This window comes from Kosmotoga arenicorallina S304 (assembly GCF_001636545.1).
Classification (GTDB): domain Bacteria; phylum Thermotogota; class Thermotogae; order Petrotogales; family Kosmotogaceae; genus Kosmotoga_B; species Kosmotoga_B arenicorallina.
Window position 1 is genome coordinate 1 of the sequence record NZ_JFHK01000005.1, and the last position, 15,135, is coordinate 15,135.

Here is a 15,135-nt window from a genome sequence, read left to right on the forward strand (position 1 = left end):
CCTTTATTTTATCCTACATCGTAACTCGAATCACGTCACTCGGCTTTTCAAGCAACCGACAACCGACAACGAACTGAATGACGTTCTCGGACTCTCGGCTCTTTATTTTATTCTTTAACAACCCTGATACCAAATTCATCAGCGTCGATGATTATTTTGTCGCCCTCATTAAGTGTTCCATCAATTATCATATCGGCTATTGGAGCTTCTACTTCTTTTTCAATAATCCTTCTTACAGGTCGTGCTCCAAAAAGCCTATCATACCCTTTTTCAGCAAGGTAATCCACTGCTTTCTCTGTAATTTCCGCTTTAATGCTCTGCTCTTGTAGTCTTTCAAATACCTCTTTCATTCTTAAATCAACTATTTTCGACATGACTTCTTTATTCAGAGTTTTAAAGAATACAATTGCATCAAGCCTATTGATGAATTCGGGTTTGAATGTCTTTTTTAGCTTGAGCTCTACCTTTGCAAGCACTTCATCATTAATGTCTTCGGAAACAAGCTCTTCTGAAGCGATGTTACTTGTCATGATCAGAATGGTGTTCGCAAAGCTCACAGTTTTGCCTTTGCCATCTGTGAGTCTTCCATCATCCATAATCTGCAGCAGGAGATTATGGACATCAGGATGGGCTTTCTCAATCTCGTCTAACAAAATTACAGAATAGGGTTTTCTGCGAACAGCTTCTGTTAGTTGTCCGCCCTCTTCATAGCCGACATATCCCGGAGGTGCTCCTATCAATCTTGATACAGTGTGCTTTTCCATATATTCGGACATGTCAATTCTCACCATGGCGTCTTCACTGCCAAAAAGGATATAAGCGAGAGTTTTTGCTAATTCAGTCTTTCCAACTCCGGTAGGACCCATGAAAAGGAAAGAGCCCCATGGCCTATTTTTGGCCTTAAGCCCTGCTCGAGCCCTTTTAATAGTGCTTACAACAACTGACACGGCTTCATCTTGATCAATGAATCTTTCATGAATCAGCTCTTTGAGATTTTTCAGCTTTTCCCTTTCAGCTTCAAGCAATCTTCCAGCCGGTATTCCTGTCCATTGCTCGATTATAGAGGCTATTATGTCTTTTGTTACGCTTCTTGCGTCTTTTGAAATATTTTCTTCCCACTCTCTTTTCTTCTCTTCGTATTCACTTCTTATACGCTCAAACTCTGACTTTAGCTCAGCTGCTTTTTGATATTCGCCCTTCTGAACTAAGTCTGAAATCTTTTCATCGAGTTCGGAAAGTTTCTTTTCAAGTTTTCTAACTCCTTCGGGTACATACCCGGCTTGAAGCCTGACAAAAGATGCTGCCTCATCGATAAGGTCAATCGCCTTGTCAGGCAAGTAGCGATCGCTTATATACTTGACGCTCAGGTCCACTGCAGTTTCAAGGGCTTCGTCGTCTATTTTGACGTTGTGGTGCTTCTCATAGCTTTCTTTGATTCCTTTTAATATTTCAAGAGCTTCTTCTGGTGTTGGCTCGTCTACATACACCGGCTGGAATCTTCTTTCAAGTGCTCTGTCTTTTTCAATGTATTTGCGGTATTCATCTATTGTTGTGGCACCAATGCACTGGAGTTCACCTCGTGCTAATGCTGGCTTCATAAGGTTCGCAGCGTCCATTGATCCTTCAGCGCTACCGGCGCCAACCACGGTATGAATTTCATCTATGAAGAGGATCACTTCTCCGGAGAGTTTTCTCACTGAATCAATTATTGCTTTCATGCGTTCTTCAAATTCCCCGCGAAATTTAGTTCCGGCAACGACCCTCCCCATATCGAGCACAAGAACGCGCCGATTTCTAAGATATTCAGGTGTTTCGCCATCAACAATACGTTGCGCCAGGCCTTCTACAATAGCTGTTTTCCCAACACCGGGTTCTCCAACGAGAACGGGGTTGTTTTTCGTTTTCCGACCCAATATCTGGATCACTCTTTTAATCTCGTCTTCCCTTCCAATAACTGGCATGAATTTTCCCTGTTTTGCAAGTTCTGTGAGATCTATGGTAAATCTTTTTAATGCGCTTATGTTTTCATTTTCAGAGGCATCGGATTCCTTTCTTTCTTTTAAGAGAGCATTGTAAACCCTGTCGATATCAAGTCCGTACTTCACCAGAATTCTCGATGCAACCGATGAAGTTTCCTTTACCATTGCCAGCAGTAGATGCTCTGTGCCAATTTTCTGGTCCTGCATTCTTTTTGCTTCTGACTTTGCAGTTTCAAGAATATGCCTTGCATCAGGTGTCAGGTAAATCTGGGTTCCCGTCCCTCCGGCATTAGAACCATATCTACCTATTACCTCTTCAACATCACGTCTTAATGCACCCAGATCAACTTTCAGATTCTTCAATACCTTAAGAGCCAGATTATCGCCGTCTTCAAGAATGGAAAGCAGGATATGCTCACTACCAAGCTGGTTTTGCCTGTATCGCGTTAGTATATCCTGAACATCCATTAATATCTTTTTTGCTTTTTCTGTGTATTCTTCGTAATTCAACATAAATAACACCTCCTTGCGTAACGAGTCGCGAGTACGAGAATAATCGAGAATCGAGAAATGGTAACCGAGAGCCGAGATTCGAGAATCAATGATAAACAGCCATGCTGAGCTGAAGCTCAGGATGTGCGCCTGCGATGGTGGAGTCGTTGTAGGTTGTGGGTTGTGCGTCATAAATTTTATGTTTGCCTTCTAGAAGGATTGGACAAAATCATACAACCTACAACCAACCACCTACAACTGAGAACTATGAGAACTGAGTCACGAGATCCGAGAATCGAGAAATTAAGTACCGAGTTGCGAGAAAAATCTTAAAGGCAATATGTTTGAAACAAGTATTACTCGTTACTAGAATTGCGTTACTCGGCTTTTTAACTGCTTTGTACTCCTCGTACCATCAGCTGTCGTTCTACCAGTTGTCGCTCCATCATTTGCCGTACCATCAACCGTCGTACCACCAGCTGTCGTTCTACCAACAGTCGCTCCATCAATCACTGTTTTCTTTCAAAAAAGGGCGCCTTTAAGAGGCGCCCTTTTCATGTTTTTTCAGTTAATCGATTTTGATTTCTACGGCTTCTTTCTTCGCCTCTTCTTTTTTAGGGAGTTCGATTTTAAGGACACCGTTGTCATAGTTTGCTTTGACTTTGGTTGTATCGATGCTATCAGGGAGCCTGAAGGCTCTGTTAAAGCTGCCATAACCTCTTTCGATAAGGTGGTAGTTTCTTGACTTTTCCTTCTTTTCATACTTCTTTTCGCCCGTGATACTCAATACTCCATCTTCAAGCTTTATTTTCAGGTCTCCTTTTTTGATACCGGGCACTTCCATTTCGAGGAAGATGGCATCATCCGTTTCATAAACATCAACAGCGGGTATGAAATTTTCACGATCCTCGGGTCTGATGCTTAAGCCTTTGAAAGCATCGTCGAAAAGCTTGTCGATCTCCCTGTGAAGTTCTTCAAAGGGTTTGAAAATGCTGCTGAGTTCACCTCTTTTGGCCAACATGATTCCACCTCCCTTTCAAGTTATTTCATTTATTAATTTTGAGGATTGTCTTTTGGTGGTATATACTCAGAACCGCTATCATCCTGCCCGGGATTAGATTGTCCACCTTGCGTCGAAGCCCCCTGAGCCTGTTGATAAAGAAGCTGCCCTATCTTCATACTCTCCTGCTGGAGCTTGTCGAAGAGTATCTTTACTCTTGCTATATCATCTTTGTTGAGTGCGTCTCTCAGGTCTTTGACAAGGGTTTCCAGATTGCCACGATCTTCGGCAGGAACTTTATCGCCACTTTCTTTCAGGAGCTTTTCAATCCTGTATGCAAGTTCATCAGCCTGGTTTTTAAGCTCGACCTCCTGCTTTTTCCTTTTATCTTGCTCTTCATATTTTTTCGCATCTTCAACAATTCTTTTGATTTCATCTTCTGAAAGCTTGTTACGACCTGTGACCACCATCGATTGCTGTTTGTTGGTGCCAAGATCTTTAGCATATACATTCACAATTCCATCACTATCTATGTCAAAAGTCACCTCGATCTGTGGTACGCCTCTTGGAGCAGGAGCTATTCCCGTCAACTTAAAGCTACCAAGGAAGATATTGTCCTGCGCCATGGTCCTTTCACCCTGATATATTCTGATTTCAACCTCTGTTTGTCCATCCTCAGCAGTGGTGAATATTTTCGATTTCTTGATAGGTATTGTTGAGTTTCTTTCGATAATTGGTTCAAGGATTCCACCCTTAACTTCAACACCCAGTGTAAGGGGCGTGACATCGACAAGAACAAGATCTTTTTCAAGATTGCCACCAAGAATAGCCGATTGAATTGCTGCACCCACCGCAACTGCTTCATCGGGATTTATGCTTTTGTTGGGTTCTTTACCAAAAATTCCCTTAATGAAGTTTTGAACAAAGGGTATTCTTGTCGAACCTCCAACAAGGATTATTTCATCCACATCGCTGGGTGAAATTTTGGCATCTTGCAAGACCCTTTCGACTTGTTCTCTAGTAGATTCTATAAGGTCTCTTATCAAGGATTCAAAAGTTGACCTTGTGATTTTCATTTCAAGATGCAAAGGTCCTTCTGAAGTTGCCGTTATGAAGGGCAAACTAACTTCTGTTTCGAACTTTGCTGACAACTCTATCTTGGCTCTTTCTGCGGCGTCTTTGAGCCTCTGGAAGGCTTGCTTGTCTTTTCTTAAATCTATACCGTGTTCTTTTCTGAACTCTTCAGCCATATAATCAATAAGTCTTTCGTCAAAATCGTCACCACCAAGATGATTATTCCCGGCTGTTGCAAGAACTTCTACAACACCTTCACCAATTTCGAGCAATGAAACATCGAAAGTTCCACCGCCAAGGTCATAAACGATTACCTTTTTGTCTCCCTGAGCCTTATCAAGACCATAAGCAACTGCAGCTGCTGTTGGTTCGTTGATAATTCTCAGAACTTCAAGCCCGGCGATTATTCCGGCTTCTTTTGTGGCCTGTCTCTGAGCGTCGTTAAAATATGCCGGACAGGTAATAACAGCTTTGGTAACTTTTCCACCGAGGTATGCTTCTGCATCTGCTTTGAGCTTTTTCAATACATAAGCACTTATCTCCTGAGGAGTGTATTCTTTGTCATCGATTTTTACTTTGTAGTCAGAACCCATTTTCCTTTTAATGGATCGAATTGTTCTATCTGAGTTCAGAATGGCTTGCCTTTTAGCTGGTTCTCCAACTATTATCTCTCCTGTCTTTGTGAAAGATACAATAGAAGGTGTTGTTCTTGCGCCTTCGGCATTTGGTATTACTTCTGGGCTCCCATCGGGCTTTACCCAGGCTATAACTGAATTTGTTGTTCCCAGGTCGATACCTACAATGTATTCCTTTTCTGCCATTTTTATCCCTCCCGTCTGGCTTATTGTGCTTTCCGTTGAAATTATAATTTTGTCAAGTGGCTTTGTCAATACCTATTATTATAATTTATATAGTTCTATTTTCCTTTATACATGGGGATTTTAGTTATATAAATAATTTTGTATAAAAATTTTATAGCTTTCATAATATATGACTGCTAACAAGAGAAAGATTTTATACTGGTGTTTGTATAGAAAGTGTAAGGGAAAAAAGCATCTGTAATGGTATTTTAAGGGTGGAGGTGATAGTGTGACAAGGCTTATCGAAAAGCTTTTTCCAAAAGAAAGCCCACTGAAATTGCTCAGGGAACACTCCGATATTGTCCTTGAAGCGGCTGCTTATCTTCCTAAAGCCACAAAAGATTATTTTGAAGGCAAGAGTGTGGAAAAATATTCTTACGACGTTGAAAAACTCGAAAAGCGGGCTGACTTGCTCAAAACTAAATTGCGCATGAGCTATGAAAAATTTAGATTTGCATTTTTTGACAGATCAGATGTCATGGCTATTCTCCACAAGCAAGATTCAGTAATCGATGGGATTGATGATGTCCTTAAAATCCTCAGGATGAATCAGGTTGAGGAGATTGAAAAGACTGAAATCCCTAATCTTTTTAATGAATTGTGCTCTTCTGTTTATAACTCAGTCAAGCTTATGCATGAATTGATAGGTGCTCTCACCTTGATAGTCGAAAGCGCTTTTTCTCCAGAAGAAGTGAAAAAGGAATACGGTGAAATAGATATACTTGAAAACCTCGAATTTAAAAGTGATACAGAATCAGTACACATTGGCGAGATCCTCTTTTCTTTAAAGAAGAAACTAAATCCGGTAGATATATTTTTTCTGGTAAATCTTGCTATTACAATTTCTAACATTGCCGATAACGCTGAAAACGTGGCGGAATCAATTGCAATGATTTTGAAATCAGAATAAGGAGTGATATGATGATTTTGCTTCTTTCAATTGCAATTGGTCTTGCACTTGCGATGGCCATTGGTGGCAATGATGTTGCAAATTCCATGGCAACTGCTGTTGGCGCGAAGGCGATAACAGTCAAACAGGCTGTCCTGATTGCAGCTGTTCTGGAATTCAGCGGGGCATTTTTCTTTGGTGCCCATGTTACTTCCACAATAACAAAGGGTATTTTAAACCCCGATTCTATATCTTCTGACAAAATGCTTATGTATGGAGCCCTTTCGGCACTGATAGGCGCATTTATCTGGTTAGCTATTGCTACTTTGAAGGGATGGCCTGTTTCTACAACACATTCTATCGTTGGTGGAATGGTTGGTTTCGGCATAATGGCTGGTGGCATGGGTGCTGTTAACTGGGCAAAAATGCTCATGATAGTATCGAGCTGGTTTATTTCCCCTTTCGTAGGAGGGCTACTCGCTTTTATTGTATTTAAGCTCATTGCTTTCTCCATACTCCGAAAGAAAAACCCTGTATCTGCTACAAAGAGCTATGCACCAATGTATATAGCCGGAACGCTGTTCATCACATCATTTCTCTTTTCAATAAAGACTTTGAAACTGGGGGTTTATAAATCTCTTCTGACAGGTATCGCCTTTTTTGTCGGTAGTTTGCTTGTGAGCTTTTTCATTGTTGCCAGATATATCAGGAAGAATGAACATAAACCTTATGAGGTCGTTGAAGGGACATTCAGAAAGATGCAGGTGCTAACTTCGTGTTATGTTTCATTCGCGCATGGTGCAAATGACGTTGCAAACGCTGTAGGGCCTTTGGCGGTCGTATACATTGCTTTAACTGCTGGAGGTATCGGAAGCCATGTTGAAGTCCCTTCCTGGATGCTTGGCATAGGAGGCCTGGGAATTGCTTTGGGTGTAGGAATATGGGGTAAAAAAGTTATGGAAACCGTTGGTACGCGTATCACGACTTTGAATAATACCAGAGGATTTAGTATTGACTTCGCAGCAGCCACAACCGTTTTGCTTTCTTCGTTCTTAGGGATGCCTGTTTCCACAACTCATACTGTCGTTGGTGCAGTAACAGGAGTCGGGCTTGCTCATGGATTGGAAGGTGTTAATAAAGGCGTTCTCAAAAATATTCTCTGGGCATGGTTTGTAACAGTCCCTGTATCAGGAATAATTTCCGCGCTGGTTTTCAGAATGTTTATATAACTATGAAGTCTTTTAAAATAGCAGAACTCAATAGGGAGATCAAATAAGTGGTAGTATCAGGTGCTGGCCGGAATTCTTTCCGGCCAGTATTAGCTGATTGTTGAAGATGAACAATTCGATTTTTCCTGAGTTCATTCTGGAAAGAGCCGAACGAAGTCGGTGAGGGTCTACCCCGACGGCAAAGTTCTTAAAAGGTCCGTTCACCATGATTTTTTCATACCTGAAATTTCCCGCTTTTAACATGAATCTAATATTTCCATGATCGGAGAGGATCAACACTTTTATCCCTCTCGATACGAGCTTTGTGAGTTTTCGTACCGAAAACAAAAATTGGTTCTTTTCTATTACTATCTTCTCCTTTATTTCCGGGAATCTTGGAACAGTATTGAATAATTTTTCGCGATCACAGCAAATTGAAAATAGCAAAGGGCCAACTTTGATCCCCAGATCTTCAATGCCTTCTCCAAAGTTGGATTCTTCGGCTTTTATTAGATCTAAAGTTTTCACAAGATGACGCACAGTAACGTACGGAATGTGAGCTTGAAGATTTCTTGAAATAGGTATATCCAGATAGTTGAGCACTGTCATATTATGAGAAGATGTAATAATGCAAGCGAGTTCGTTGTTGAATACAAAGCTTATGTTATCGCCTTCATCGTTTATGGAAGATGAAAAATCCAGAGCATTTTTCAAGGTGTTTTTTTTCATAGAGAAAATGTTCTCAAATTTTCTTTCCATTCTGGGGATATTTTCAGTCCGGGCTTTATCTATCTGCAGTTTTTCTCCACCCAAAAATATAGACACGGTTCCCTCTTTACCTGTGATAACTAACTTCGCATCGTCCCTAAGTTGCTCTTTAAGAGCTCTCGCATGGTCCAGTGGAATGATATAGGATCCTGTGAAAGGAGCGCAATCCTTTCTCAAAGGAATTTCCAGCTTTCCACAACCATCTGTTATAAAAGCTCTCAGGCCTTTCCAGTAATACAACCTTAAAAAACGATAACCGGGTTCTACTGAACCTGCAAATCTTTCTGAAAGCTCAAGAAGCTTTCTGTATTCCAAAGCGGTGATTTCTATTTTCATGGCACACCTCAGAACAGGGTGATTTGCTCTTTTTCTGGAAGTCCTTTTAAGGCTCCATATTTCCGGAGGATTTCCACTGTTGTTTTGTTTAGGGCAGTTCTTCTTATCAAATCTTCTACAGAGGAAAAAGGCTTTTTCTTCCTTTCTTTTATAATGGATATCGCAGCCTTTTCGCCAAGGTTCTTTATTCTATTAAAGGGTATCCTGAGTGCCTTTTCTTCTATTATGAATCTTGTAGCATCTGATTTTTCAAGATCAACAGGCAAGAAACTAAAACCCCTGAGCTTCATTTCCAGAATCACTTCAAGAAGCGTTTCCTTTGAACGCTCTTTCACGTTTTTATCGGGGTTTCCTTTAAGGCTTGCGATTTCCTTCTTTATGCTGTGTATATCGCCGAGAGCGAGGTCTACGTCGAACTCACCGTCTTTCACGGTGAAATAAGTCGAATAGAACGCCAGCGGATAATGCACTTTGTAATAAGCAACTCTAAAAGCCATGCTAACATATGCAACAGCATGAGCCTTGGGAAATAGATATTTAATTCTCTTGCACGACTCTATGAACCACTCAGGTACTGCCTTTTCACGCATCAACTGTTCTTCTTCGACTTCTATCCCTTTCCCTTTTCTCACTTTTTCCATTATTTTAAAAGCCTTCAGCGGTTCAATGCCCTTCTGGATAAGATAATTCATGATATCATCTCGACATGCAATAACTTCACCAAGAGTAGCCTTTCGTGAAGCGATCCAATCTCTGGCGTTATTAAGCCATACATCTGTCCCGTGTGATAGCCCTGAGATCCTGACGAGTTCGCCAAAACTCCTTGGATGTGTTTCCTGAAGCATTCCTCGCACAAATTGCGTTCCAAATTCAGGTATCCCCAATGTACCAACATCGGTTCCCAGATCCTCTGGCTTGATACCTAATGCCTTTGTAGACGAAAAAATCGAAAGGGTTTTTTTGTCGTCCATTGGAATAGTTGTGGGATCTATCCCGGTTATGTCCTTTAGATATTTTATGAATGTAGGATCGTCATGCCCGAGCGCATCGATTTTAACGAGATCATCGTGTATAACTTCATATGCAAAATGTGTCGTCCTCGTTCTTGATCTGGTATCATTTGCTGGATACTGTACAGGAGTAAATTCATGCACGTCACGATCTTTTGGAACAATCATAAGACCACCCGGGTGCTGTCCCGTTGTTCGCTTTACGCCAGTAATACCGGCAGCCAGGCGGTCCATTTCAGCGCCACGTAAGCGTTTTCCAGTTTTTTCCATATATGCTCTTACAAAACCATAAGCTGTTCTCTCAGCTACAGTACTTATGGTTCCTGCTCTGTATACGTGATCTCTCCCAAAGAGTTTTTCTAGATAAGCATGGGCACGTTCCTGATACTCTCCGGAGAAATTCAAATCGATGTCCGGAACTTTGTCGCCTTCAAAACCTAAAAAGGTTTCAAAGGGAATATTTTGCCCGCTTTTGTTCATTTTAGCGCCGCATTTTTGACAGGTTTTATCTTTCAGGTCATATCCCGATTCAACACTGCCATCAAGGATAAATTCCGAGTCTTTACAGTCGGGGCAAACATAATGTGGCGGAAGTGGATTAACCTCTGTTATTCCCATCATTGTTGCAACCAGCGAGCTCCCAACCGAGCCTCTTGAGCCTACCACATACCCATCGTCGTTCGATTTTTTCACCATCTTCTGCGCTATAAGGTATAACACAGCATACCCGTGGTCGATTATTGCATGCAGCTCTTTCTCAAGCCTGGCTTCTACAATCTCAGGAAGTGGTTCTCCATAGATTTCCTTCGCTTTCTTCATTGTGATTTCACGAACTTGCTCATCTGCCCCATCAATTATCGGGGGATGTAATTTCCCTTCTACGGGAATTACCTGTTCGATTTTATTTGCAATGCGATTGGTATTTGTTATAACTACCTCTCTGGCAATTTTTTCATCTTCGAATATCTCCATAGCCGCCCGCAACATTTCCTCCGTTGTTCTCAGATAAAGGGCGGGCTGTTTGTCAAAGTTGTTCTGATCCTGAGCTGCTTGAATCGCTGCTCTGAAAATATTGTGCTCCGGTTCAAGAAAGTGCACATCCCCGGTCATTACAACGGGGATATTTAATCTTCTTCCAATTTTGTAGAATTCTTTGTACATTGTTTTTAAAGTGTCTTTTGAAAATTGCCTGTCGTTTTCCTCGATAACATCAAGTGGCATGATTTCTATATAATCAAAGAATTTTGCTATTTCTTCCAGCTCTTGATTATTAGCGCCATTCAAATAAGCGCGGGAAAGTTCACCCGAGACACAGGCAGAGCCAATTAAAAGCCCTTCTCTGTGCTTGTTAAGGAGGCTTTTAGGAATTCTGGGTTTTCCATGGAAATAGTGCGTATGGGACTCTGTTACAAGAGTATATAGATTCCTCAACCCCTTTTTGTTTCTCGCCAGTATAGAAACATGCTGGGGTTTTAAGCTGGAAATGTTAATATTCTTTCTCAAGCCTTCCAGCTCTGAAAGCTTTTTTATTCCCCTTTTGTTTACCATTTCCATAAATTTCTTGAAGACTTCCGCTGTAACGCGGGCATCTTCTGAAGCTCTGTGGTGATTGAAGTTTCCCAGTTTCAAATGTTTAACAACGTTATCCAGCGAATAGCTTCTTGATTTCAACAAGCTTTTTGAAAGGGCAAGGGTATCTATGTATGGAGCTTCCCAATCTTCATCGAAGAGTTCTTTAATAGCACTCCGGACAAACCTATAATCAAATGTGGCATTATGAGCTACTAATATGCACCCTTCGCTGAATTTCAGAAAAGAAGTCAACACTTCTTTAAGTGCAGGCGCTTCTGAGAGCATTTCGTTATTGATGCCTGTAATCTCAAAGGTCTCAGAAGTAATCTCTTTTTTCGGTTTGACAAGAGAGCTAAAGGTATCTATTGTTTCCTTTCCCTTTAATTTGACAGCGCCAAATTCGATTATTTCATCAGAAGCAGGGTTCAAACCGGTGGTTTCAAGGTCGAAAACCACATATGTTTGCTCTGATAATTCTCCGTCGTAATTGCCAAGATTGTTAACAATGGCTTCCAGGTCATTTATCATGTAGCCTTCCATGCCAAATATGGGCTTTATTCCCTCTTTTTTTGCATTAAAATAAAACTCCGGAATGCTCTGGACCACCCCGTGGTCTGTTAAAGCAACTGCTGTGTGCCCCCATTCTTTTAATGTCTTGAAAAGAGCCTTTATTTCCAGTACAGAATCAAGTGCACTCATTTTTGTATGCAAATGCAGTTCCACTCTCTTTTCTTCAGCTTTATCCAGACGTTTTGGAAACTCAAAGCTATTAAGATCATGAACGGTCATTACCTCTTCGCGTTTTCTTGAATCGTATTCCAACTTTCCTCTAACAATTACCCCTTCACCATCTGTCAGGGTTCCTGCTACTTCTTCAGCTTTCTTTCCAATGATTTTACACGAAAGAGAATCGGTGAAATCAGTTACTTTGAAGGTGAGAACTGTTATTTTGCCTTTCCAGATATCTATCCCAAAAACCTTTCCTGCTATAACCACTGAATTCTCATTTCCAAGGATATCGCAGATTTTCTGTGGCGCGGTTTTTATTTTTCTACCCATCAACACGGTGGCAGTTTTTCTCTTTTCAGCTTTTTGAGTTTTGTTTGTATTCTTTTTATCCTCATTTTTCTCAGGTTGGTGGGCTTCTTTATCACTGTTTTCAGGTGCATCTTTGACATTCAAGATTATTTCAAAGGGAACCGGTTTTCCAAGAGTTTTCCTGAGGGCTTCAGCCAATTCGCGTTTTTTGGAAATTATCCTTTGCCTTGCAAATGTGCTATTGACAATAATCATTACTTTCGATCCGTCATATTCTATGGTGGCTTTTTCAAGATATGAGGAAAGCCCATTTACATATTTAAAGAGCTCAGCCTTGTTCAAAGGTGAATGGCTTTCTTGGACCTTATCTATTTCACTTTTTCGTTCCGTGTCTTTAATTGGGTTTTCTTTTTCGTCTAAAAAGATGAAGCTTATTCTCGATTTAAGCTGATTGGAAGCAATCTTCGCGAAACGGTTAAGAAGAAAGTTCTTTATATCCTCTGAAACCTTCGAATCAAAAATAACTGTCAATTCCCTTTTATTTGGATTGACAACCACACTGGATAAGTTCAACGAGGAAAAAGCTTCGTCAGGGTAAAAACCCATGAGCCTTTCAATGAGTTTTGATGCATTTAGTTCTTCATGTTTAAGTCTGAATTTCACTTTTTACGAGCACCTCCAGGATAAGAACGAGAAAGGAAATGACACCAGGCAACAGCAAGTGCATCGGCTGCATCATCGGGTTTTGGTGTTTCTTTCATTCTCAAAAACTTCATCATCACCCTCTGAATTTGACCTTTTTCGGAGCGTCCATATCCGGTTACTGCTTGTTTCACCTGATGAGGTGTATATTCGAAAATCGGTAAGCCCATTTCCCTGAGTGTAAGCAGAATCACTCCACGAGCTTCTCCAACTTGTATAGCCGTTGTGACATTTCTGAAAAAGAACAACTCCTCGACTGCGGCTTCAGAAGGCGAATGAAAATCTATTATCTTCTTTAGTTCCATGTAAATTTTCAGCAGGCGATCGGGAATGGGTTCACCTGGTTCAGTATAAATAGCACCGTAATCAACCAGCTCAACACGAGAAGCAACGGCGTCGATTATCCCGTAGCCTAATGTGCCAAAGCCAGGATCAATTCCAAGAATTCTAATCGCTTCCTTTTGCAAAACCGCACCTCCGATTTTACGATTTTAATGCCACCCATTGTGTGAAGGACATGGAACATAGAGTTCATGATACACATAAGGCTTTGACAAAGTAAAACCCGCAATTTGAAAGGATTTCGGAGAATCGATTCTCATTAACATGGTTTCGTTTCAGCAACAAAATTTGCAATATTTCTTCATCAATACGAAGAAAAGCGCTGTGTTCTGCAAAAAATAAAGGTTACTAAAATTCACAATAAAAAACCGCAGCATTCGTAAAAGTAAGAAGTTTTTATATCCAATGATTTTGCTTTTTCTATAACTGTTTTTATTGGTTGAACAATAGCATCGAATTTCAAAGATAGTGCCATATTTTGAAGCTCTCTCCTGTAATTGCCGCCGGGATGCATACAGCCCAAAATTCTTCTAAAACCGCTCGCTCTCTTAAAGACCATTTCGACATCTTCGATTTTTGGAGGTGTTTTTTTGCCATATACCGTACCGGCAGTGGGAATAAAAACAAGGAAAACAACTTTTTTAATTCCTGCTTTTTCAAGTAAATCAAGAGCTTTGAATTCATGTGAAAGCAAGCCACCTTTAAGGCCAACGGTGATATGAGGAACGACTTTTATATCATTTTCTATGAGCAGCTCAAAGCTCTTCATAGAAACATTAAAAAGATTTTCTCCGTAAACCTCTTTCATGGTTTCAGCATCTCCAACGAAATCAAAAGAGACTATATCCGCCAATTCCCTCAACAAAGGAATATCATCTCTGTTAACCACAGGTCCAACATGGAAGTTGTACTTAATATCATGGATCTTTTTCATCTTTATCAGGAATGTAGCATGATCTTTCCATGGGACAGTAAACTTTTCATTTAAGCCTCCGCTTATAAGGAAACTCCTTTTTCCATCACTTGAAAACTTCTGGATTTCTTTCACAGAGCCCATACCCTGAAGATAGTGTTTACCGCAGTGTTTGCAATTCAAAGCACAGCTCATGCCGCTTGTACTGATTGATCTGGTCAATGAAGGGGATACAAAGGTGAATTCACGCATCGTTTTCTCCCTCATTCAAGAATTTTTCATATGCGCTTTTGGCTGCCTGCTGTTCAGCTTTCTTTTTTGTTTTTCCCTTTCCGCAACCAAGGAGCTTCCCATCAAGATATACTTCAACGGAAAAAGTTTCATCTTCCTCTTTATTTTTCAGTCGATACTCAGGGCGCAGCCCGAAAAATTTTTGAGTATATTCTTGAAGTCTCGTTTTGTAATCCATTACAAGTTCCCCGCTTAAAGCCTGTTCAATATATTTTTTCAGCACTTCTTCGATAAAGTTTTTCGCATCTTCGAGACCCTTTGACAAATATATAGCAGCAAGAACTGCTTCGAAAGCATCAGCAAGTAATGAATCTTTCTCCCTGCCTCCTGAGTTTTCTTCACCCTTCCCAAGAAGTAAAAAATCTCCAAGTTTTATCTCTCTAGCAGCTCTTGAGAGAATGCTCTCGCTTGCGACTGCTGAGCGAATTTTAGACATTCTTCCCTCGCTCAGAGAATATTCAGTGTATAGGATTTCAGCAAGTATAAAATCAAGGATTGCGTCCCCGAGAAATTCAAGCCTCTCATTTGATTCAAGGTTCAAAAATGTGTTTTCATTCGCAAAAGAAGAATGACACAGAGCTCTTATCATGAGCTCCGTGTCCATGTCCTTTATGCCTAAAGCTTTTATGAATTTCTCTGCGCTTTTGGTAAAGCTTTCCAT

The 15,135-nt window shown here is 40.7% G+C and carries 11 protein-coding genes; 2 read left to right on the forward strand and 9 right to left on the reverse strand.

Annotated features, from left to right (window positions below; translation table 11 throughout):
• Positions 1–107 precede the first annotated feature (107 nt).
• From AT15_RS04115 to dnaK, 4 genes are all read right to left on the reverse strand, one after another.
• Positions 108–2,492, reverse strand: a complete 2,385-nt coding sequence (locus tag AT15_RS04115; protein ID WP_068346660.1) for an ATP-dependent Clp protease ATP-binding subunit — start codon at positions 2,490–2,492, stop codon at positions 108–110.
• A 345-nt stretch (positions 2,493–2,837) separates the two neighbouring features.
• A complete protein-coding gene (locus AT15_RS10270) occupies positions 2,838–2,984 on the reverse strand; it encodes a hypothetical protein (RefSeq protein ID WP_161484652.1) in 147 nt (48 codons plus the stop codon).
• Between the two features lie 55 nt (positions 2,985–3,039).
• Complete coding sequence (locus tag AT15_RS04120) at positions 3,040–3,492, reverse strand: Hsp20/alpha crystallin family protein (RefSeq protein WP_068346662.1); 453 nt, start codon at positions 3,490–3,492, stop codon at positions 3,040–3,042.
• Between the two features lie 32 nt (positions 3,493–3,524).
• Positions 3,525–5,366, reverse strand: coding sequence for a molecular chaperone DnaK (dnaK, locus tag AT15_RS04125; RefSeq protein ID WP_068346663.1), 1,842 nt, complete (start codon positions 5,364–5,366; stop codon positions 3,525–3,527).
• Between the two features lie 268 nt (positions 5,367–5,634).
• Here dnaK and AT15_RS04130 point away from each other — a divergent pair, with 268 nt between their 5' ends.
• Positions 5,635–6,315, forward strand: coding sequence for a DUF47 domain-containing protein (locus AT15_RS04130; protein WP_068346665.1), 681 nt, complete (start codon positions 5,635–5,637; stop codon positions 6,313–6,315).
• 11 nt (positions 6,316–6,326) lie between these two features.
• Complete coding sequence (locus AT15_RS04135; RefSeq protein ID WP_201029935.1) at positions 6,327–7,523, forward strand: inorganic phosphate transporter; 1,197 nt, start codon at positions 6,327–6,329, stop codon at positions 7,521–7,523.
• A 39-nt stretch (positions 7,524–7,562) separates the two neighbouring features.
• On the opposite strand, the gene AT15_RS04140 is transcribed toward AT15_RS04135, so the two are convergent.
• The 5 genes from AT15_RS04140 to rnc all read right to left on the reverse strand — a co-directional run bounded on the left by AT15_RS04140 (position 7,563) and on the right by rnc (position 15,135).
• Entirely contained in the window at positions 7,563–8,606 is a 1,044-nt protein-coding gene (locus AT15_RS04140; protein WP_068346669.1) for a hypothetical protein, read from the reverse strand.
• 8 nt (positions 8,607–8,614) lie between these two features.
• On the reverse strand, positions 8,615–12,889 hold the full coding sequence (locus AT15_RS04145; protein WP_068346671.1) for a PolC-type DNA polymerase III: 4,275 nt from the start codon (positions 12,887–12,889) through the stop codon (positions 8,615–8,617).
• Entirely contained in the window at positions 12,886–13,380 is a 495-nt protein-coding gene (ruvC, locus tag AT15_RS04150) for a crossover junction endodeoxyribonuclease RuvC (protein WP_068346964.1), read from the reverse strand. Before ruvC ends, AT15_RS04145 begins: the two co-directional genes overlap by 4 nt.
• Positions 13,381–13,625: 245 nt before the next feature.
• A complete protein-coding gene (locus AT15_RS04155; protein ID WP_068346673.1) occupies positions 13,626–14,435 on the reverse strand; it encodes a radical SAM protein in 810 nt (269 codons plus the stop codon).
• Entirely contained in the window at positions 14,428–15,135 is a 708-nt protein-coding gene (gene rnc / locus AT15_RS04160; RefSeq protein ID WP_068346674.1) for a ribonuclease III, read from the reverse strand. The genes AT15_RS04155 and rnc overlap by 8 nt, the downstream gene beginning before the upstream one ends.